The sequence below is a fragment of the Fibrobacter sp. UWOV1 genome (assembly GCF_900142495.1).
Lineage (GTDB): Bacteria > Fibrobacterota > Fibrobacteria > Fibrobacterales > Fibrobacteraceae > Fibrobacter.
The window spans coordinates 24,947-48,694 of the sequence record NZ_FRBA01000004.1; the positions used below are offsets into that span (position 1 = coordinate 24,947).

General features: G+C 50.1%; 9 protein-coding genes. 6 read left to right on the top strand and 3 right to left on the bottom strand.

Features of this window, described 5'->3' with window-relative positions:
* Positions 1–11 precede the first annotated feature (11 nt).
* Complete coding sequence (gene nadC, locus BUC02_RS07250; RefSeq protein WP_073320727.1) at positions 12–875, top strand: carboxylating nicotinate-nucleotide diphosphorylase; 864 nt, start codon at positions 12–14, stop codon at positions 873–875.
* Positions 876–1,086: 211 nt separating this feature from the next.
* On the top strand, positions 1,087–3,408 hold the full coding sequence (locus tag BUC02_RS07255) for an NADP-dependent malic enzyme (protein ID WP_073320730.1): 2,322 nt from the start codon (positions 1,087–1,089) through the stop codon (positions 3,406–3,408).
* Positions 3,409–3,415: 7 nt separating this feature from the next.
* Here BUC02_RS07255 and BUC02_RS07260 read toward each other — a convergent pair whose 3' ends face one another.
* Positions 3,416–4,405, bottom strand: a complete 990-nt coding sequence (locus tag BUC02_RS07260) for a hypothetical protein (protein WP_139261057.1) — start codon at positions 4,403–4,405, stop codon at positions 3,416–3,418.
* A gap of 102 nt (positions 4,406–4,507) precedes the next feature.
* Between BUC02_RS07260 and BUC02_RS07265 the strand changes: the two genes are divergently transcribed.
* The 4 genes from BUC02_RS07265 to BUC02_RS07280 all read left to right on the top strand — a co-directional run bounded on the left by BUC02_RS07265 (position 4,508) and on the right by BUC02_RS07280 (position 19,624).
* A complete protein-coding gene (locus BUC02_RS07265; RefSeq protein WP_073320736.1) occupies positions 4,508–13,771 on the top strand; it encodes a VWA domain-containing protein in 9,264 nt (3,087 codons plus the stop codon).
* A gap of 207 nt (positions 13,772–13,978) precedes the next feature.
* Positions 13,979–14,812, top strand: a complete 834-nt coding sequence (locus BUC02_RS07270; protein ID WP_073321184.1) for a TIGR02147 family protein — start codon at positions 13,979–13,981, stop codon at positions 14,810–14,812.
* 34 nt (positions 14,813–14,846) lie between these two features.
* Positions 14,847–15,842 (top strand): hypothetical protein, encoded by a 996-nt coding sequence (locus BUC02_RS07275; RefSeq protein WP_139261058.1) that lies wholly within the window; start codon positions 14,847–14,849, stop codon positions 15,840–15,842.
* Between the two features lie 95 nt (positions 15,843–15,937).
* On the top strand, positions 15,938–19,624 hold the full coding sequence (locus tag BUC02_RS07280) for an SNF2-related protein (protein WP_073320742.1): 3,687 nt from the start codon (positions 15,938–15,940) through the stop codon (positions 19,622–19,624).
* Positions 19,625–19,766: 142 nt separating this feature from the next.
* Here the strand turns inward: BUC02_RS07280 and BUC02_RS07285 are convergent, their stop codons facing one another.
* Both BUC02_RS07285 and BUC02_RS07290 read right to left on the bottom strand, forming a co-directional pair.
* A complete protein-coding gene (locus BUC02_RS07285) occupies positions 19,767–21,848 on the bottom strand; it encodes a glycoside hydrolase family 5 protein (RefSeq protein WP_139261059.1) in 2,082 nt (693 codons plus the stop codon).
* Positions 21,849–22,054: 206 nt separating this feature from the next.
* Positions 22,055–23,620 (bottom strand): glycoside hydrolase family 5 protein, encoded by a 1,566-nt coding sequence (locus tag BUC02_RS07290; protein ID WP_073320747.1) that lies wholly within the window; start codon positions 23,618–23,620, stop codon positions 22,055–22,057.
* Positions 23,621–23,748 lie beyond the last annotated feature (128 nt).

Sequence of the window (23,748 nt, forward strand, 5' to 3'; positions counted from 1 at the left end):
GGTACTAAGTTATGTACGGCGATAATTCTACTCCAGTTTTTCCGAAAGATGATGCTCTCACGATGATTCGCTTGGCGCTTGCCGAAGACGTGCGCACGGGTGACGTGACCAGTGAATGGACGATTCCTGCCGACCAGAAGCAGCATGCGCGCCTGATTGCAAAAGAAGATGGCGTGCTCGCAGGCCTTCCGGTGATTGAACTTGTGTTCCAGGAACTCAAGGCGAACGTGAAGGTGACGCTCCACAAGAAAGACGGCGATGTCGTTAAAAAGGGTGACCTGATTGCCGAAATGGACGGCACGACGCACGAACTCCTGACGGGCGAACGCACGCTTTTGAATTTTATTCAGCAACTTTCCGGCGTGGCAACCGTTGCGCATACCTTCCAGGAAGCCTTGAAGGCGGGGAAGACCAAGGTTCTCGATACGCGCAAGACGGTTCCCGGTTTCCGCACTCTGCAGAAGTACGCCGTTCGCGTGGGTGGCGGTTCTAACCACCGCATGGGTCTTTTTGACATGGTGCTGGTGAAGGATAACCACATTGCGGCAGCCGGTGGCGTTCTCGAAGCGCTTGAAGTGGTGAAGAAGAACAACAAGCAGGGCCTGATGGTGGAAATGGAAGTCGAAAACTTCGACCAGCTGCGAGCGCTCCTGAACAAGGGAGTCGACGTCATCATGCTTGACAACATGAGTAACGAGATGATGGCGGAGGCCTTGAAGATTATCAAGGAAAGCGGCGACAAGTGCCTGGTGGAAGGCTCCGGCAACATGACGCTTGAACGCGCGAAGGAAATCGCGACACTCGGCCTCGACTATATTTCGGTCGGCGCTCTTACACATAGTGTAAAGGCCCTTGACATTTCCATGAGAATATAAGACCGTTCGCGCCCAAGGCCCAAAAGGGGAGTCTAGACTCCTTTTAGACTGCAAAAAAATACATCTTTCTTATAAGGGTATTGAAATCTTTACAATGCCCTTTGATTTTTCTATCTTGCGCGCTGAAATTTGTTATTGGTGTTCAAACGTCATTGCGAGGAGTCGAAGGCGACGAAGCAATCCACGTAAGATTTGCCAAAAGGAGAAAAGAATGAGCAAGGACTTAAAGGAAAAAGCTCTCGAATACCATTCCATGGGCAAGCCCGGCAAGATTGAAATCGTGCCGACCAAGCCGCATAGCACGCAGACCGACCTGGGTCTTGCGTACACTCCGGGTGTAGCTGCTCCTTGCTTGGAAATCGAAAAGGATAACAACCTCGCTTACGAATACACGGGTAAGGGTAACTTGGTTGCCGTGATCAGTAACGGCACCGCAGTGCTTGGCCTCGGCGATATTGGTGCGCTTGCCGGTAAGCCGGTGATGGAAGGCAAGGCTCTCCTCTTCAAGATTTATGCCGGTATCGATGTGTTCGACATCGAAATCAATGAAAAGGACCCGAAGAAGTTTATCGAAATCGTGAAGGGGATTGCCCCGACATTCGGCGGCATCAATCTCGAAGACATCAAGGCTCCGGAATGTTTTGAAATCGAAGACACCCTGAAGGCCGAACTCGATATTCCCGTGATGCACGACGACCAGCATGGTACGGCTATCATTTCTTCTGCAGGCCTTTTGAACGCTATCGAAGTTGCAGGCAAGAGCATTCGCAACGTGAAGATGGTGGTGAACGGTGCGGGTGCAGCCGCTTGCGCCTGCACGCGACTCTACTTGTCGCTCGGTCTCAAGAAAGAGAACCTGGTGATGTGCGACAGTAAGGGCGTCATCCGCAAGGACCGCAAGGGCTTAACCGAAGCGAAGGCTTTCTTTGCGACCGACCGCACCGATATCGAAACGCTCGAAGATGCCATGAAGGGTGCCGACGTGTTCGTGGGTCTTTCCAAGGGCAACATCCTTACTCGCGAAATGGTCCGCAGCATGGCCGACCAGCCGATTGTTTTCGCTCTTGCCAACCCGAACCCCGAAATCAGCTACGAAGAAGCCATGGCAAGCCGTGGCGACCTGATTTTTGCAACGGGCCGCAGCGACTATCCGAACCAGGTGAATAACGTGATCGGTTTCCCGTACATTTTCCGCGGGGCGCTCGACGTTCGCGCTACCTGCATCAACGAACACATGAAGCACGCTGCCGTGCGCGCCATTGCAGCCCTTGCCCACAAGCCGGTTCCGGATGTGGTGAACATCGCCTACAACGCCCAGCGCTTTACCTTCGGTAAGGAATACTTGATTCCGAAGCCCTTGGATCCGCGCCTATTGACCGACGTTTCTATCGCCGTGGCGAAGGCCGCTATCGAAAGTGGCGTGGCCCGCAAGCCGATTACCGATTGGGACGCTTATTATGACCGTCTGCGTGACATGATGGGTTACGACAACAAGCTCATCCGTCAGTTTAGCGATACCGCCCGCAGCAACCCCAAGCGCGTGGTGTTTGCCGAAAGCAACCTCAACATGCTCAAGGCCGCCGTGCAGGCGAAGGTTGAAGGCGTTGCACACCCGATTCTTTTGGGCAACCCCGACCGCATCCAGATTATCGCCCAGCGCGAACAGCTGGACCTCACGGGCATCAAGATTGTGAACCCGCGTTCTCCGGAAGAATTTGAACGCCGCCGCAAGTATGCCGAAATCTACGCCGAAGAAAACGGCCGTAACGGCGTGACGCTCGACGAAGCCCGCGACGACATGTTTGAACCGAACCACTTCGGTATGATGATGGTGAAGGTCGGCGATGCCGACGCCCTGATTTCTGGTGGCTATTCCAAGTACAGCGAAACGATTGAACTTGCCAAGGAAATCATCGGTATCCGCGAAGAATACAAGCACTTCGGTGCCATGCACATTTTGAGCACCCGCAAGGGAACGTTCTTCCTGGCCGATACGCTGGTGAACCGCGACCCCGATGCAGAAACGCTCGTGGATATCGTGAAACTCACGCACGACGCCGTACGCTTCTTTGCCCACGAACCGGTGATGGCCATGCTCAGCTACGCAAACTTCGGCAGCGACAAGGGTGCTCCGCGCGGAACGTCTAACACCGCCCGCGAAGCCGTGCGCATGATTCACGAACAGTTCCCGGATTACATGATTGACGGCGAAATGCAGGTGAACGTGGCGCTCGACAAGGACCTGCGCGATACCAAGTACCCCTTCAACAAGATCAAGGGCCAGACGGTCAATACGCTAATTTTCCCGTGCCTCTCTTCTGCAAATACCACTTGCAAGATGCTCCTCGAGATGGGCGTTGGCGAATCCATCGGCCCCGTGCAGATGGGCCTGAACAAGCCGGTGCACTTTACCGATACCGACGCCTCGGTGCACGATATCTTCAACCTGACGGTTGCCGCCGTAATCGACGCTATCGTTCAGGAAAAGAAGGACGAAGAAAAGAGCCGCAAGAAATACGACAAGATGTGGTAGAATAAATCTACTTCTTTTTACTCTTTTTGGGTTTCGTTTTTTTAGCCTTCGTTTTTACGGAGGCTTTTTTCTTTGTTGTAGATTTTTTGGAAGCCTTTTTCTTTCCCTTGACGTTTTTCGTCTGCTCGGCGGCTGGCTCGGGTTCAGCCGTTTCTTCAGAAGAAATTTCTGCAGGATTGGTTCCTGCAGAGGCTGCCGCCGGCTCGTTTTCTGCGGAAGCCGCCGCTGGCTGTGCCGTCTCTACAGGCTGCACAGGTTCTGCGGCTTTAGTAGAATCGACAACTTGTTCGGGGACGGGGGCGACGCTATCTGCTATAGCGGACGTGGTTTCGCTATCATCGCTGCCATCGTCGAAAGGTTCTTCTTGTACAGCGGATTCGTCCCTCTTTTCGATTCGGTCGTGGGGGTTGTAAATTTTGTCACGAGTAATTTCGAAACCGATGGATAGGCGGGCGCCGAATTTGCCTGCCGAAATGCGAAAGTTTTGGTCGCTATGTTCGTAGGACTTGAGCACGGAGGCGTATTCGTAGTTGACTTCGACGCCGATTCGGTAGGGGAGTATGACGCCGAGGCCTCCGGCGACAAAGAAGTCGAAGGGGCGTTCCCACCAGTTGCCGTTAGCTGTGATGAGGGGGAGAACGCCTACACGGCCCACGGCATAAGGTGAAAAGAAGGCGTCGGTATTGATGCGGCCGAAAGCGAAGGTTCCCCATACGGGAATAGAGGCGGGGACAATCTTGGTGTGATCCTCTTTTAGCGGACTCTTGTAGCCTGCGCCGAAACCGTAACGGATGGGACTAAATTCGGCGGCGAAGTTCATTTCGAGTCCGGCAGAGAACTGCTTTTCGCTGTCCCAGTCCCTTTCGGATTTTACGCTTTTCTGGTGGGTGACGATAGATGCGTTGCTGGGAGCATAGCCGTTGAAAAAGGGCCTGAGTTCCATGGCAAAAATATTGCCGATTAGGCAAGAAATGCAAACGAGTATAAATTTCCTCAAAATAACCCCGTGAATCAAGAAATTTGTAGCAAAATATAAAAAAAATTCTAAATTTTTTGTAGGAAAGGCCCCTCTAAAAAAGACCATGTTAGGAGAACATTGATGATTCGTGCATATATTGCATTGTGCATTTTGTTTGCTTTTAGTTATGCGCAGGCTGTACAAGTTTCCATAGAAGATAATGGCAATGTTTACCTTCTTTCTACAAAAGGGACTAGGGAGTATTCTGCCGGCGATACCATTCAACTCAGAGCGTCTACCAGAGATGGCTATGCCTTCGATGAATGGAAAATGGATAATGGTGGTGATTGCGTTATTGACGACGCTCATTCCATGTCGACCTTTGCCACGGCGTACGAAGGTGGTTATTGCCGTTTTAGACCTTACGCCAAAGAACAAAACTATTTTTATACACTGACTCCTGGAGCAAGTTCCCCTACTACGCTGGACTTTAAAAAATATTCGACCACGACGAATGGTGTTTATGGGGTCCGGGTAAAAATCGAGCAGGGGGCCAAGAGGGTGGCTCTTGCCATTTCGAACTATACTCAAAAAGAAAGCGTGTATAAAAGCCACTCAGGTTTTGATGGCTATATGAGCTCGGGTGGAAATTTCTCAAATGGTCGACTCAATTTTTATAGTGATGAGTACAGCTCTACTCCTTATGATTACTATATCGCTATTCCCGAAAATAACATTGATAGCGAAGACAAAACGGCTACGGTTCAGGCGTTTTTAGCCTATTATTTGTCAACTAAAGTGGAGGGCGGCGGTTCCGTTAAACTGGGTCCCTCTGGGAGTGTCCTTATTGAAGGCGATACGCAAACTGTTTCTGCCACTCCGAATAAGGGCTACCGCTTTGGCCACTGGAAAACGACCGGCGGTTGCTCTGTTGACGATGAAAATTCTGCCACGGCGACCATTACCATGGGAGCAAACGATTGCGTTGTCACGGCAGTGTTCAATACGGGCGAAGTCTTTGAACTTTCTTCGACGCCGAGGTCTTTCAACTTGGCCATAGATGCTTTCTTGGTAGACGGCAATTATGATTTGCGTACCAAGTTTACCGCCCCGGCAACCGGCACCTATGTGGTTCATGTAAAGACCAATAGAAATATCAAGTACATTGACAATGGACAAAATTCCACATTTAGCGTTACTACGGAAAAGACGCTTGCTAGTAATGGACAAATCTCCTTGAGCATGAGTGCGGGAAAGTCCAACTATATCTTGTTCCGCCAACTGGAAGACTACGGCACAGATGATGTTGAACTGGTGGTGAAGCGAAAATATGCTTTACGCTATGATGTTTATGGCTCAGGAAGCTATAGCACGAAGAATTGCGACCCCGATTCTTCTTACACGATTACTGCGGGATCTGTGTATGGAAAGATGTTTGACAAATGGAACGTGGTGTCGGGAACCTGCGAAATAGACAATGAGAACCTTGTGACTGCAAAGGTTCAACTTTCTACGGATTGCTCTGTCAGGGCACAATTTAAAGAGGCTCCCATTCTGCCCATTACCGAAACCCCCGTCACCTACAAGTTTAATGACGATGGCTATGCCAGCGGTTCCAATTACAGAATAAATACGGGATTTGTCCCGACAGATTCCGGTACCTACAGGCTCACGATTAAACCGGCTCTCTCGACTTCTTTTTATTTGTATGATGATGGCTCCGACAAAACGTTCCCTTCTACAACCAGTAAAAGTTATAGCGGAACTGCGACCAAACAGGTTTTCTTGGGAAACGTCGATACAGACGGCCGGTACCTTCTTTTTAGCACTGGTGCCTCGCAATCCTTAACGCTCAACGTCGACCGTACTTACCATATAGAGCTTGTTGGTGACGAAGGTGTTTCTGCCAAGTTTGAAAACGGCTCTTCCCACGACACGACGCACATTAAGGGTGAATCCATACAAATCTCCGCCACTGCATCTAGCGGAAAGAGGTTTTCGTACATGAAGGTGACTTCGGGTAAATGTACCCTGAGCGACACCGCTTCCCAGAATGCAAAAGTGACTGTCGATGGAGATTGTAAAATAACCGTATTCTCAGAAGATGAGGGTGGCGTTTATCCGATTTCGACAACGTCTTCGAAATTCAACTATGCCATGCACCGCTCTGAAATCGGTTCAAGTTTTGGCATCAGGACCGTGTTTACGGCGCCTGAAGACGGCGGGTATACTCTTTTTGTAAAAAGTAGCCTGTCGAACAATGTTTGGGCTTATGACGAAACCTTTACCACAAGGAGTAGCCTCTCGTCCAATGCGTTTAGCGCCACTGAAGGTGAAAAATATTATTTCTACTTGCAAAGCACCAGTTCTTCCTATTCTCCGGACAAGAACGACACTCTCTCGGTATGGGTTGTCAAAAACGTAAACGTGAGTTCTGCAGTTTCGGGAGCGGGAACCGTTAAAGTCAATGGCAAATTGGGTTCCAGCGACGACAAATTTGCTGGAGATTCCATTTCGATTGTGGCGACTGCGGACGATGGGTCGCGTTTTGACCATTGGGAAAAAGTTTCTGGTTCCTGTACGATTCGCGATACGGCAAAGGTTAGCACCTTTGTGGCGCTCGCCGGAGATTGCAAGGTAAAGGCGTTCTTTGTAGAAGGCAAAGTTTTTGAAATTAGCGAAACTCCCAAATGGTTCAATTTCCTTAAAGACGGTGTCATGCGCGACGGTTATATGGGTATACAGACTTATTTCGATGTTCCGACTGCGGGAACCTATAAGTTTGTTACGTATTCTAACACGACCAATTATTATCGTTACCTTTATTCCGATGAAACTTTTGAAGGGGGGACCTACAAGTCTTCTAATGTTGATGCCATTGCGGAGGCCGGTAAGCATTATTATGTGTTCCGTGATTATCACAATGTCTCGCAGGTCACGTTTGCCGATTCCATATTGATTTCGGTGAAACGTACTTACCGGGTTCATATAGATACCTTGGGAAAAGGCGATGTCTCAATCAATGGCTATTACCGTTATGACGATTCTACGGCTGCTGCGGGGGATACCCTTCGGCTTGTTGCCACTCCATACACTGGTTATAAGTTCAAAAAGTGGGATATTGTTTCGGGTTCTTGCTCCTTGTCCGATAAGGCGTCGGCTACGACAACTGTCACGGTCAAGGGGGACTGTAACCTTAAAGCTCACTTTGTTGCAGGTGAAATCTATAGCGTTACCGATACACCCGAGGAATACACCTTCAAAGACAATTATTACAGTGGCTCAGCAACTAATGGCGTTCGTTTCCGTTTCGTTGCGCCGGATGACGGTAAGTTTGGTATTGTGGTAAAACGTAAAAATCAAGCTAACTATGTTACATATTACAAGTGCGCTAATGCGGGCTGCACAAGTACCTCTGCTTCCAGAAGTGTGTATACCGCTTATATAGACTCTGTAACCGTTTCAAAGGGCGACTCGGTAAACTTCAAAGTGGTGCCCTACAGTGTCGCTATTGCCAACGGGGATACTATTTCGGTCCATTATGTAGATTTGAATGAAAAACGCCTTGTCATAAAACTCCTGGCTGATTCCTTGGGGACAGTTACTCCCAGCGCGGGCTATACAGATGTGATTTCTGGCATGGACTACAGTATTGACGCTGCGGCGACTCGCTTTGGTTACCGATTTGATCAATGGAGTGTGAAGTCCGGTAATGCGACTATTGCGAATAAAGATACTAGCCATACATTTGTCAGCACGACCAACGATGCCTCCGTTCAAGCTCACTTTAGAAAAGGTGATATCTATGAAATTGACAAAACGGTAAAGTCTTTTGTTTTTAGCACTGACTACTATTCCGATTCTGTTTACCGCAAAAAATATGAAGTGGCGTTGAAATGGACTCCTCCCGATACGGGAACCTTTATCTTGGATATTGAAGCTCCGCAGGCAAGCGTGTATGTGTACGCTTTTGGCAGTAGTTCCACATTCAGGTCTTATAATACCTATAAGAGTTTTAGTAATAAGTACAGCTTCCCTGTTACCGTAAAAAATAAGGGTGAAACACTGTATTGGACCGTTGCTCCCAATAGCTCCAGCTATTTTAACAATTCATTTACGGCGACTATACGGGGCTCGGTATCCCTGAAGGTTGTCGCTGGCAGCAATGGATCTATATCGAGTTATTCGGAAATAAAACTTGGTGCAGGTCAAGATACTACCGTTACCGCCTATGGAAATATGGGCTATCTCTTTGACGAGTGGCGAGTGGTTTCGGGCGGTGCGTCTATAAAGAACCCGACTTCACGCTCTACCAAGGTGACTGTCAACAAGGACGCTGTTATTGAAGCCTCGTTCCGTAAAGGTTCCATTCAAGATATCGGTTATGACGAAAGTGAGTTTACATTCTATAAGGACAAGTATACCGACAACAGCAGATTCAACAACTATGTATTCATGACCTGGACCGCTCCTGATTCTGGTGTGTACTTTATTGATTTCGATATTTCGGGATACAGCTATCTCTATAGTTTTGGTACGGATTCTACGTTCTCAAGATCTTCTTCGAAGTATTACTATTCCGGTAAGAACAGCTTCGCTTTCACGGGTGCTTCGGGTATTCCGCAGTATTGGGCCTTGGGACCTTATTATGCTAGCGACAGTTCTGGATCCAGTAAAGTAAAAATAAGCAGGGGGTATGAACTTTCCGTTAATGTTGATGCTTCTATGGGAACGATTAATACGGATAGCAAGATTGCTCTGCATAAAGGACGTGATACAATCATTACGGCCAGCAGCAAGGTGGGGTATTTCTTTGACGAGTGGAGTAAAGTTTCTGGTAGTGTGACGATTGGCGCTTCAACCCAGCGTTCGACAAAGGTATCTATCGAAAGTGATGCTACGGTAAAAGCGAAGTTCCATAAGGGACCTGTTCAGAAAATTGGAACAACAGCAAAGACCTTTACCTTTAATAAGGACGCTTTTACGGACCATTCGAGCCATCTGTATGATGTCGCCTTGACATGGACCGCTCCGGATTCTGGCTGGTATTACCTGGAAATTGAAAGCCCTGATAGTAACATTACCCGTGGCTACCTTTGGAACTATGGTACGGATTCTACCTTTAGAGGTTCCTATAGTACCTACACCTTGCCTGTCACATACCTGTTCCAGGGGACTGCCGGGGTGCCCCAGTATTGGTCTTTCCAACGGTATTATTCTGCGGATTCCAGTAAACGCATTACGGTGAAAATCGTAAAGTCCGCTCAAATCATGGTTGTCTCGGATGGTCATGGAACGGTGACGCCCACAACTCCGAAACCTGCAAGTCCGACGAGCACGGTAAGCATTACCGCAACATCGGATTTCGGATACAAGTTCAAGGAGTGGGCTGTTACGTCTGGCACCCCGGATATCGGAGATACCAAGAGCGCAAACACCACGGTAAAATCTGCGGACAATGCCACCGTCAAGGCTACCTTTAACAAGGGTACTATACACACCATCGGCGCCACCTCCAAGGACTTTGTCTTTGCTAAAGACTACTATACCGACACCACCGGGTTCAAAAACCAGGTGTTCATGTCTTGGACCGCGCCTGATACCAACTGGTACTTTATAGAAATCTCTGCCGATTCTGGCGTTAATCTTAATTTATACAGCTACGGAACCGACTTGAAAAATAGGACCGGCCGTTTGAAAAAAGTGAACGGGAAAAGCATTTTGTCCTTCCAGGGAACAAAGGGTGCGGTGCATTACTGGTCGCTTGGTCCCGTACTCGCTCGCGATAGCCTTGCGGAATTTTCTGCAAAGATTGCCATTCCGTACGTGCTTACAGTCGAGTCCGATAATCATGGTACGTCACATCCCAACGGATCCATCGTTTTGCCTTCGGGCGGCGACACTACCGTCATGGCCATTCCGTACGGCGGATATGTTTTCAGCAAATGGACCGTAACCAAGGGGAATGTGACCATCGCAAACCCCACAAGTGAAAAAACGAAAGTAACCCCCATCGATACAACTTGTTCCATAAAGGCAAATTATGTAGTGGACCTGACCACCGTTCCGAAAGTTGACATTCAAGGAATCAACACTGCCGACCATCCTAGAATTTGCAGCATCGTTTCTGTGGTGGATTCCAACAGCGGAAAGTCGATTTTCGATTTGGATTCTTCTGATTTCGTTTTATTCGAAGACGGGAAATCTCTCCCCGCAACTGTCACAAGCCCGAAAAATGTGATGGGCGTATCTGTTGTATTTGTCGTTGACGAAAGCGGCTCCATCGGTGCCATTCAAGATGCGGCCAGAGAATATGTAACCCGTTTTGTGAACGAAATGGAGGAGTTCGATAGGGTTGCCATTATCGGCTACGTAGATACCGTTCGAGTGGTGCAGGGCTACACGGCCGATAAGGACAGCCTCTTAGGTGCCGTGAAACGGCTAAAGTTTACCGGGGCGTACGAAGACATCGCCCTCGGTGCCTACAAAGGTGTGGAACTCGGGGCCGATTTAGGTGGACCCAAGGCAATCATCGTATTTTCGGACGGTAGATCCGACCATAAATTATACACGGCTTCTACTGTTGTAGCGCTTGCCGAGAAATATGCGACTTCCATCTATACTATCGCGTTCAAAAAAAGCGCAGAATATTCCACCTCGCATTCCAACTACGGCTTCGACATCTTGCAGGACATGTCCGCAGGAACGGGAGGCCGCTATTACGAAACGGCGGGCATTACGGAAACGAGGGAAATCCTTGCCCAAATCCGTCATGACATGCAAACCCGTTACACGGTATGCTACACGACGCCGGATACGATAATCGATGGCGACATTCACCATGTTAAAATCGGCGTCAGCTATCGCGGCAAAAAGGCTTCCGATACGGCGAGCTGGCGAGAGGATTTCTTGCCGCCTAAGGTGACTTTGACTAAGGCGACCGCGGGCCTTGTGGGCAAGGAACTTAAATCGGATTCCTTGAATATCGGCGTTCTCGTTTCGTCTAGAATCTCCATGAAATCCGTGAAGGCTTTTGTCCGCACGCATGGAGATACGTTGTCAACATATAAGCAACTTACCATGAGAAAAGTGAAGGATAGCACTTGGACGGTCACGGTTCCTGAAGACTATCTGGTTTCTCCGGGTGTTGATTTTTATGTGACGGCGACGGATTCCCTGGGGCGTGATGCAAGCACACCTTCTGTTGTTTCCCCGGAAAGAAATCCGTACACCATTTATGTCAAGAACCTTAAATCCAGCATAGCGCTTTTGACAGAAGGTTGTGTGGATACGCTTCAAACCGAGGTGAAGTTGAGCTTCGAGGTACGCGACATTGAAGGTGTTAGCTCGGCAAAGCTTTTGTATAGAAACAGCGACAAGGTGCCTTTCGATACTTTGCCTATGGTGCGCCGTAGCAGAACCAGCGATTACTGGGACGTGATGGTGCCCTCAAAGGCGTTTGGCAGAAGCGGACTGCAAATCAATGCCGAGGCGTGGGATGTTCTGGGCGAAAAGACCACTTGGCTTACCACAGAGAGAGTCTTGATTGAGGGCTGCGAAGCTCCGGCCGCTCCAGATGAAAGGGACCGTATCAAAATCGTAAACGCGGATTCTGCCGGAAAGTCTATCAAAAGATCGACGAAAAAGATCAGGTTGACTCTAGAAAGCCAAGATTTTACGCGGGGAAAGGATACTCTGAAGGTTTCGCTTTCTTGTCTCTCTTCTGGCGATATTGAAAGCGACCTGAAGGTTGCCGAAAAGAAGCCCGGCTATTACGAGATTACAAAGGACATCGAGAAAAATGAATATGCGCCGAAACGCGGCGACGGAAAGATTTCTTGCGATGCTACGGATACCCTTGTAGCGGAATTCAAGGATCCTGTGTACAAGACCATCGCCCGCAAGAGCGTCGTGGTGTCCGATGACATCGAAATCGCTTACCGTTTCTTGAAAAAGAAAGGCGGGGCGGATTTGGATTCTGCAGAAACCACCGACAGCGTGGCGTTTGTACTCCGCGTTACGGCCGAAAGCAAGTCGATGTATGACCGCGATACGATCAAGGTCATTCTGTTCACTGATACCGGCGATACCATTAAGCTTAAGGCTGTAGAAACCGATGTGTATTCTTCGGAATTTGAAGTGAAATCGGCGTTCTACTATGTCGAAGACAAGAAGGAACTGAAAAGTAAGCGCCTCGATGCTGTTTTCGACTACAAGAGTTCCGATAACCGCATCAAGATTTATGCCGAGGTCGATGGCGACGAGTCTTCGTTAAAGTCCCGCGACTCGCTGATTGTCTATTCCGATTATTCTGCCGCAGACTATGCCGAAATTTACGACAGCGACAAGGATGGCCGCGCCGATTCCGTTCGCATCCACTTTATCGAGCGTCTTTCCGAAAATATCGTAAGCATCGATACGGTCTTTTGGAATGCTGCCGGAAAGACGTGGAAAAAGGCGTCCAAGAGCAAAATGCACTTGAGTGAAGATTTCCACTGGGTGGAATCCATTATCAAGGACCCGTTCGATTACGGCGTGACCTTTGCCGATAAGGACAAGACCCCTTACTTGCGCATGACAAAGACTGCTGCCGACCGCCCGCAAAAGGTGGAACTCCGGGATAAAATTGGCCCGGTTCCCGTGAAGGCGGAAAAGCACCCTGGCCGTGTCCCGACTGTGGAATACATTGAGGATTCTTACGGCATTCCGCCCGACACCTTGTTCGTAGAAATGTCCGAACCGATTTCCACCAAGGAAAAGAAGGAACCTTGGAAAAACTTGTTCCGCTATTCCGCTCGCTGCTCCGATACGGCGAGCATGGCACTGCGCGTTCAAGGTGAACCGAAGGTTAGCGAATCTGGCAAGGAATGGACGATTGTCCTTAAGGACAACAACTTGCTGGTGGACAACTGCATTCGCACAAACCCCGCCTCGGGTTATGTTGACCCTCAAAAGAATGCCGTTGGAATTGGAGGCGTGTCGGTGGGCGGCCAGAACAGCGATATTTACCTTTACGAGGTGTCTTCCAATATTCGCCTTTTAAAGAAAGATAAGAAACCGAAGTGGATACCCCCTGAAGAAGAGGAATGGGAACCTGTTCCTGATTCCTTGCAGACGATCCGCATTTCGTCTATTGCCCCGTACAAGGCCCGCGTCATTATTTACGATAACTATTCCAATGTGGTAACATCGTTTAACCAAACATTCACCAAGGAAGAAATGGAAATGGATTCCCGCGGTAATGAAAACGACCATTCCAAGCTAGGATTTCTTTATTGGAACGAGCGCAGCTCCGAAGGTCGCAAGGTGGGTGACGGCGTGTACATCTGGAGAATTGATTTCAAGTTTAACGATGGTCACAAGGAATATCGACTGCTCAAGACCGGCGTGAAACGCCACAAGTAAATCGAACGGAACCGATTCGTCTGACGAAAATCGAGACGAGGTTCTTTACCCAAAGGCCCTGCGGGCCTTTTTTATGATACGGGGTGTATCATTTACGCATAAAATGCGTTTTAATGTTTGTCTAAAATGCTAAAAACGTGTAAAATTCTTTAACTTTGTATCATTTAACTATTGACAAGGCAATTTTCACGAAATATATTTATGAATATGAAACCGATAGTTGAATATCAAGATTATCGCATCTTCATGAGCGACTATTACGAGGAACGCAAAAGAAGTTCCGCTTTTTCGTGGCGTGAATTTGCAAAAATTGCGGGGTTTACTTCGCCCTCGTACCTGAAGCTGGTATGCGAAGGCAAGAGTAGCTTGAGCCGCGTGACCATGGAGCGTGTGGCGGTTGCCATGGGGCTTGTGGGCTACGAGGTGGACTACTTTAAGGCGATGGTGAATTTTGGCAATGCCAAGAAAGACGTTGCCAAAAGGCGCTACTTTGACGAAATGCATGCGATTGCAAGTGCGCACAAGGTTCGCGTTATTGACAAGGCGGCATTCGAATTTTATGACAGCTGGAAAAAACCGGTGATTCGTGAACTTGCTCCCATGATGCCGGGTGCCATGCCGGGCGAAATCGCAAAGATGTGCAACCAAGATATTTCTGCCTATGAAGTCCGCAAGTCCCTGATTTTCTTGGAACGCACCGGGCTCCTTAAAAAGGTTGGCGAAGAAACTTACGAACAAACTGAAAAGTCGGTGAAGGGTTCAAAAGAAGGGCTCCCCATCGCGATTCGTTCAATGCATCGCGAAATGGGACGACTTGCCGTCGATTCGCTTGAAAAATTCGATTCCAGCGAACGCAACGTGACTGGTATTACGATGGGCTTGAATCGCGAAGCCTACGAAAAGATTGTTGACGAACTTGATGATTGCCGCAAAAAAATCGTGGCGATTGCTGCGGAGTGTGGCGAACTGGATCAAGTTTATAGGTTAAATTTACAACTGTTCCCCCTGACCAAGCAAGTCAAGGGCTCTAAGGAGAACTAATATGAATCAGAAACTTTATATGGCCAGTGCGGGTATGTTTGCACTTGCAATGCTCGCTTGCTCGGAGTCTGTGGATTCTCCGGTTTCGGGAACAGCCGAAGAACCGAACGTGTTGATGGCGAATAACGACTTGCTGTCGAGCAGTTCGATAGTAGAACTGTCTAGTTTTTCTGTAGATACGCCTAATTCTTCTGCAGATGTACCTAACTCGTCTGCAGAATTGCCGACAATTTCGTCTAGCTCTGAAATCCCGGTATCGTCCTCAAGTTCAAGTGAACCTTCTTGGTTGTACTCGAGCGCTTATATCCCGCCTGTCTTGTGCAAGATCGGTGGCTTTGGTTGTGCTGTTTCCTATAGTGGTGATTTGTGGAGTCCTGAAACTTATTATGGGAAAGATGAACCTGATGATGATGTGAAAACAAGCTCGTTTGCCGAAGATAAATCTCAGTTCGGAATAAATGCGGGAAAATGGTTCCTGGATATAGATACTGCTGATGGCGGAAAGTCAACTATCCAATGGGCGGCTCCTGTTGGTGTTGAAGGGGATTCGACCTCGATTCTGCCTGTGGTAGAAGAATGTGGTGAACGTGGAGTTTGTGGTACATTTAAGTTGGATAGAGGCGACTTGAGTTATGATCCGTTTGTGCGGGTTGGATTCAATGTGGCAGGCTTTGATTCCAATGGGGTTGCCCTTACAGCAGATGTTTCGAATTGGACCGGAATTTGCTTGATGTATGAAGCTTCTCAATCTGCGATTCTTGTGCTAGATGTCGGTGATTCGCTTGATCAGGTTTTGAAGTATGACTTGCCCAATGTGCCTTTAGCGAGGTCCGAAGCCGGTTCTGTTAAATGTTTTGAATGGAGTAAGTTCAAACGTGCTGGTTGGGGTCCCTCTGTCGAAGGGTGGGATGATGATGTTGCCGGTGAAATGGCTGCACGTCACCTGTCGAAGGTTTATATTCAATTTCAAGAAAGGAACGGAACTGAAGGCAAATTCCACATTTTCGCGGTAGGCACGAACCTAGATTAAGACAAATATCCATAACACCAAAGTCGTACTTTTCCTAGATTAAATTGCTCAAATGAGCAATTTGTCTTGGAAAAATTTGCTATATTTGGGCGGCTATGGAATATGGTGTTTATGGAAGTACTTGGTGGAGCAAGAAGTGGCTAGATCACTTGCTTGCGGGTGCTTCTGAACGCGATATCGATTACGCCTTTAAGTATGTGGGGCGCGGCCAGGTTCAGCCGTTTACGGTGAACGATAACCGCGTCATGGCCGAGGTCAAGGGCCCGAATGGGGGCTTGCACAATGTGTACCTCGTGTTCCCCAAGTTCGACAAGGAACGTGGCGAAGCCTTTGTGGGGCTTTTAAAGCAGCAACCGGTCGAACTCATGGCGCTTTCGAATGGCGCACTCAATCCTTCCATCGAACTGATTTTATCGAAATGCGGGCTTTCGCTGTTCGAGGGCTTTGACCAGGTGAACATGAATTGCGACTGCAAGGACGCTCTGCCTTGCCGTTACGTGATTTGCGTGTGCCTGAAGTTGGCCGAAATGGCGTCTGCCGACCCGTTCTTGCTGTTCAGGCTGCATGGGCTTGATATTGCCTACCTCAAGGATTACAAGCCCGAAGAACCGGTAGAATCGGATGTGCCGCGTGAATCGACTTTGGTGCGAATTTTGCCGGTGAATAACCGCAGCGCGGCCCCGCGCGTGCCCATGTTCAAGTTCGAGGAATGGCGCGACTATTCGCATGTGTTGCCGGCCATGCTCAAGAACTTCCCGGATTTTTGTCCGGCGGGGAACTTTAAGAAGAGCTTTGTCGACGAACTGGCTCGCTGCAGGGAATTCTACAACCACTTTGAAAACTTTGGCCAGTTTGCGCAGGATTTTGGCATTTACCATGCCCGAACCTTCTTGATGGAACAGGAACGCTTGCAGCTGATTCACGCTCGCCCCTGGCAGTGGACTTTTGACCAGATGGTCGAAGAGAATGTGGTTGCCTCGGGGCTTTCGGTTGAAAACGTGATGGGCGCCCTTTGCCGCCTGAATCAGGATTGCGTCTGGCATAACCATGTGACGGTCCGCTTTTTGCATCAGCTTTTGCAGGTGGCCTATTACCTGGTGCGCTGCGGGGCGATTTACCCGCAGGTATTCTGGCTGAATAACGTGACCGCGCAGGTGCGCTGGCTACCGGCAGAGATGTTGCCCGATGTGCTTGCGATTGTGGCTGAACTCGAAAAGTCCGTGCCCGATGATTTTGCATTTACGTTACGCGATGGGTCGCGTGAAGAAAATTCTCGCGAAGAAAAATCTCGTGAGGATCTGGATGCTGCGGCCGAGCATATTCTGTCGGTGTTTATCGGCAAGTTGTTGCGATTTGCCCGCACCGCCCAAAGTTACAAGAAGGGCCCGCATGAAAACTTGCTCGGATTTTTTTTCGATTGCAAGTCGGGGCGCCTTGCCGCAAATGGCCTCAAGATTCCCTCCAAGATTCAGGCGTGGTTCTCGGTCTATAATTCGCTGGAATTCAACCACAAGATTGTATTTGTCTGCTCGGAGCTTGGCAAAGAAATTGCGCTGAATGTCTTTATTGAAGATGCTTCGGGCCGCGTGCCACTTGCGCAGCTGTTCCGCGATAGCGATCCGAGGCTCTTGTCGCTCTTGAATGTGCTAAACTGCATGGCCGAAATCTTTAAGCCCATGAAGGCCTACCTTGAAAATCATGCGGCAGAGCCTGTGGTCATGCATGGTGCCGAACTCAAGGAATTCGTGAATTATACGGTCAAGAAGTCCGAAGTGTTTGGAATCGTGACCGAAATTCCACGCTCGCTTTTGGAACGCACGCGTCCGAAAACCCAGATGAAGCTGAAGGGTAGCCTTGGAATCGGGGCGTTTACCGCAGGCGACTTGCTGGACTTTGACTGGGAAGTGGCGCTTGGTGAAGACAAGATTTCGGCCGAAGAATTCCTGAAACTTGCCCGCGATGCCGAAGGGCTTCTCAAGTTCAAGGACCGCTATATTGAATTCAACAAGGACGACTTGGACTTGTTGCAACAGCGCCTGGACGAACGCGAAAAAGAAAAGGCGAAAAAACAGAAAGCGGACGCTTCTGACGATGTCGCAGTCATTGATGGCGCCGAGAATGCAGAATCGGCCGAGACGACGGAACAGTTTATTCCGTCTACGGCAAAGCTGGTTCAGGCGTGCCTTACCGGCAAATGCGACGATATTACGGTCGACATGACCGATGGCCTGAAGGACCAGTTTGACGCCTGGCGCAGCGAAACGAACTGCTCGCTGCCCGAAAATTTGAACGCGACGCTTCGCCCGTATCAGGAACGCGGCTATTCCTGGATGTACAAGAACCTGCAAATGGGTTTTGGCTGCATTCTGGCCGATGACATGGGCTTGGGTAAGACGCTGCAGGTGATTGCATTCTTGCTCAAGCTAAAGCAAGAAGGGCGCCTTGTCGAGAGCCGCGCGCTCGTGGTGGTGCCGGCGGGCCTTTTGCTGAACTGGCAGATGGAAATCAAGAAGTTCGCGCCCGAGCTCACTGTATTTGCATACCATGGTGCAAGTCGCAAGCTTGAAAAGTTCGATGCCGACTTGCTGATTACCACGTATTCGACATGCCGCCTCGACTTCAAGAAACTGGAAAAGTTGAATTGGCAAGTGGTAGTGATTGACGAAGCGCAGAACATCAAGAATGCCGATAGCGAACAGAGCCGTCGCATTCGCGCGTTCCGTGCGCCCATGAAGATTGCCATGAGCGGAACACCGGTCGAAAACCGCCTCATGGAATTCTGGACGATTATGGATTTCTGTAATCGTGGATTCTTGCCTTCTGCAAATGAATTCCGCGACAAGTTCGAAACGCCAATCCAGAAGAATGCGAACCAGGCGGTGGCCGAGCATTTTAAGAAGATTACGGCGCCCTTTATGCTGCGCCGCATGAAGACGGATAAATCTATCATTAGCGACTTGCCCGACAAGATTCAGCAGAACGAATACGCCGAACTCACGCGCACGCAGGCCGCCCTGTACAAACGCACGCTCGACGAATTCATGAAGCAGTTGGAACTTTTGGCCGAGGGCGCCTCGCTCGATATCAATGACGATGTGCTTGCGGCCGCCGCCGGCAATTCTCTGGATGTCGGAGAAGGTTCGAATGGACCGAATCTCTTCAAGCGCAAGGGTCTCATTCTGCAGATGATTTTGGCTCTCAAGCAGATTTGCAACCACCCGCGTACGTATCTGAAGGCGGGGGAGGCGAAGGTCGAAGATTCCGGCAAGCTTGGCATGTTGCTCGATTTGCTCAAGTCTATCGAAGAATCCGGCGAAAAGACAATCATCTTTACGCAGTTCCGCGAAATGGGCGAACTCCTGCAAGAAACGCTCGACCGCGAACTGTCGATCAAGGCGGATTTCTATCACGGCGGCTGCACGCAAAACCAGCGCAACGAAATGGTCCGCAAGTTCCAGGAAGACCCGGAAGTCAAGGTGCTAATCTTGTCGCTGAAGGCGGCAGGAACCGGCCTGAATCTGACTGCCGCTTCGCAGGTGATTCATTACGACTTGTGGTGGAATCCGGCGATTGAGGCGCAGGCAACCGACCGCGCCTTCCGTATCGGGCAGACCAAGAATGTTCAGGTGCACCGCTTTATTACCAAGGGTACCTTCGAAGAAAAAATCGACGCCTTGTTGCAGGCAAAGAAGGCTGTCGCCGACATGACCGTGAACGCCGGCGAAACCTGGCTTGCGAACATGGACGACAAGCAACTCACCGAAATATTCAATCTCGATTAAAGTCGCGCTGCCGCGCGTTTTTAGTTGCAAAAAAATCCGGTCCTATGCAGGACCGGATTTCGCTGCTTTTCCAAGCAGCTCCCGGCGAGACACTCCAACCTGCCGGGATCCACACCAGACTTTTTTTTACGACGGAATTTTTTTACTTCAGAATCACCTTCTGCATGTAGCGCTGGCTGCCCTGGCGAACCATGAGCATTGCCGGACCGCGATAGTTGCTGGAAAGTTCAACTGTGTTCATGCCCTTGTTGGCGGTAAAGTTTTGCTGGGCAATCACCTGGCCGAGGCTGTTCAAGAGCGTTGCCTTTGCCGGAGCCGTCTGGGCTGCTACAAAGTTTGCGCTCACCATGCCGGGCTGCACGTTCACGAGCATCTTGCTTGCTGCTGCGACAGTTGCGGTCTTGATGGCTTCAGTGCCGTTGAGGGCGACAACCTTACCGGATGCTGTACCTTCGAGCTGCGGTTTCTTGTCAAAGTCGTCAATGATTTCGGTAGAACCGTCGGCCTTGATACCCTTGATGTAGTCAAAGGTGATGGTGCCGGTGACCTGAGTGCCGTAGAGGTTCAGGCCGATGGCGTTTGCAGAGTTGAGGTCGGTCGGTTCTTTGCGGAAGTCTTCCCACTTAACTTGGATTGTCTGGAATGCGCTGGCATCGAGGTCCTTGTCGGCCTGTTCCACAACAGAGGCGTCGAACCAAGCCCAGCTTTCACCCGTCATCATGAAGAGGTCCATGGAGGTCCAGCCGTATTCGCCGCAGCCATCGCTTGCGCCAGTGCAGGGGCCTGCAGTAGCAACTTCGCCCTTCAAGCGAACTTCAATACCCACATACTTGGAAAGATCCTTTTTCGCACCCTGGAGATTGATACGCAATGTACCCACTTCGCTAGAATCGGAAGTTACAGTTTGGTAAGTCACCTGGACGCCCTTGCCAGCTGCGGTTTCGGGAATGTCCGGGTTCTGGGTAACGATAGAATCAATGCTGTTGCCCGGGAGAGATGCCTGGCCGTAAGCTTCACGCATGGCGTTCAAGGTTTCGACGTCGGTAATGTCGCCGACGTTGCCACCGAACTTGTTCACCTGGCGGCGGATGATGGTGAAGTTGCCATCGCCTTCGTCACCGGTATCCCATACGCAAGGAACGAGGCCATTCTTCTTGGCTGCGGCGACCGTGTAGCCGTACCATGCGGCGCGTGCCTTCAGGTGAACCTTCAGGTTATCACCGGTGAGGACTCCGAGACGCTTGACGGCACCCATTTCACCAATCACAACAGGAATGCCCTTGTCGTAGAAACGGCTCTTGAGTCCGCTGAACAATTCATCGATCGATTTTTTGGAACCGAGGGCGGAGCCGGAGCAAGTGTGTGCAGCGTCATTGCCCGGAGTCTGGTCTTCCCAGTAGTAGAACATCTTGCCCCAGTCTTCGTCACCGCTGGTCATCAAGGAGAACTGATACGGGTAGAAGTGGACTTCGGCCATGGTGTAGCCTTCGCCTGCCGGGTCAGTCGGGTACATGGACGCGAGCAACGGAGACTTGTCAATTTCGGTACGCGGAGACTGCACGACCACGATACGGGTTGCGTTGTTTCCGCCGGTAGAACGCACTGCCTTAAGGCATGCTTCGTGATAGCTCTTGAGAACCTGCATGCGGGCTTCGTCGAATGCCCACTGACCATTGTCGGAACCGCCGTTCCACGGGTCGTTCACGCCCGGTTCGTTGGCAGATGCAAAAATCAGGTGTTCGTCGTATTCGGCGAACTTGGTTGCAATCTGCTTCCAGTAGCTTCCCTGCTTGGCGGCGATATCGGCTGCAGAAACAGTCACTTCGCCGGTCTTGTCGAAGCCCTTGCCGTCAAAAACATGGTCTTCGAGCCAACCGCCGTCCCAGTGGCTGTTCAAAATGGCGTACATGCCGTTATTGATAACGAGATCAACGACGGTCTTTACGGAGTCAAGCCAGCCGGCATTAATCGTGCCGTTAGAGGCGTGGCTGTCCCAAGCGCAAGGAATACGAACGGTATTGAAGCCGGCGTCCTTGATTGCCTTCACGTAAGCGGCATCCGGGAAGGGGTTGCCCCAGTCGGTCGGGTTCTTGGGCACTTCCATGGTGTTGCCGATGTTGTAGCCGAGACCCATGTCGGGGTAAATCTCGGTTGCCTTGGGGAGAGCGAATGCAGCGGTGGCTGCCAAGCCGAAGGCGATACCAAACATTCCAAAACGTGTCATTTTGACTCCTTGAATTTGTTTACCTTCTTGAAATTAAATTCTATACGGATTCAAGTAAATAAAATTGTGTCGGTGTTGAAAAATTGCGGTGCTGAATTCTCAACAAATGTAAACTTGAATTTACTTTGAGAAATAAAAATTGCCGATTTTTAGCGAAAATCGACAATTTCTGTTAATGAGGAAAGATTTGTTTGGTGTAGAGGTTTTTATTTCACATCAACAAGCAACGTCTTGTTGGCGCTCTTGGCCAGGTAAACGCCCTGGTGGAGTCCCGTGAGCGAAAGTTCGGCGCGTCCGGCGCTTTTTTTGGCTGAGCGAATCTGGTTTCCGTTGATGTCGAACAGGCGAATGGGCTTGTTGGAATAAAGTATGCTCCCGTTGCGAGTGAATTGCACCGTAGAATTCAGGCCGGCGATGATTGTCGTCGTGGGAGCGCTAGAGCTAGACACGGCTTCGCTCGAGCTAGAGGCGACTTCGCTGGAGCTAGATGCCGGAGTGGAACTTCCGCCGGTGATGTAGTCTTCGACGTGGGTCACACCGGTGTTGTTGTAGTTGCCGAGGTTGTATACGCTGCGCATGGCGTTGATGACGTCAGTTTCAAGAACCTTGCCCACCGGCGAAGATTGACGGCGGATGTAGGCCATGTTGTCGTAGCTAGAGTTGCTTTCGTTGCCCATGTCCCAAAGAATCGGCGTGAGCCCGTACTGCTTGGCCGCGCTCACCACGTCTTTGTGCCACTGCACGCGGCCCTGCTTGTGTAGGTTCAGGTCGTTGCCGCTCAGTTCCGGAGAGCGCACGTTGGCGCCGAATTCGCCCACGATTACCGGATAACCTTTATCCACGTAATTCGTCTTCATTTTGGCAAACTGTTCTTGCGGGTGAACGATGCTTCCGAGTTTGGAATCTACGGAGCCTGCCCAGGCATTGTAACCCGCGTTGCGCTTGGGTTCACTCGCCTTGGTGTAGTCGCCATAGTAGTACTGCGGCAGAATGGGCTCGCTCGCGCCCCAGTCCTGCTGGCTAGTCATAAGCGTGTACTGGTACGGATCGTAGTAGTGCACTTCGAACATCAGGCGGCTTTCAACGTTGTCTTTCGGAAAGGTTGTCACCGGGGCGTTCGCGACGGACTTATCGATGTCGGTGTTCAAACCCTGAATAATCAGAGTGCGGGTGACGTTATTGCCGCCTGTGGCGCGGACTGCGTCAATGAATGTCTGGTAGTAATGCATCAGCGTGGATACATGCTGCGATGTCCACGTGTTAATGTTTGGGCCGGGTTCGTTGGCGCCGGCAAACATCAAACGTTCGTTGTAATCCTTGAACTTGTTCGCAATCTGCGTCCAGTAAGTCTTCATCTTGTTGTCGACGGTCGAGTTGACGCTCGTGCTGATGTTAGTCTGGAACCAGCCGCCTTCACCCTCGTGGTGAATGTTCAAAATTGTGTAGAGGCCTGCGCGCATGGCGTAGTCGACCACCGTTTTCACGGAGTCGAGCCAAGTTTCGGTGACCTTGCCGCCACTCGTGTGGCTGTCCCAAGCGCAGGGAATTCGGACCGTGTTGAATCCTGCCGCCTTCACGGAGTCGAGCAACGCCTGAGTCGGATAGGGGTTGCCCCAGGCAGTGGGGTTGTTCGGCACTTCCATGGAGTTGCCGATGTTAAAGCCCATGCCCATTTTGGCCTGGACTTCCTTGGCGGTGGGGAGCGTCGCTGCGGTCGCAGAAAGGGTTCCTGCAAGGGCGATGAGGGCGGTTTTGACAAAAATATGCTTCATTTTCGGTCCTTTTCGAAATACGCCCTTAATTTATACCTAAAAATTTGAAACGTATCGTATAATATGTAAGGCCGTTCAAAAACTATTGAACGGCTTACAACGTACGAAAAGATTTGGTTACTATGTAA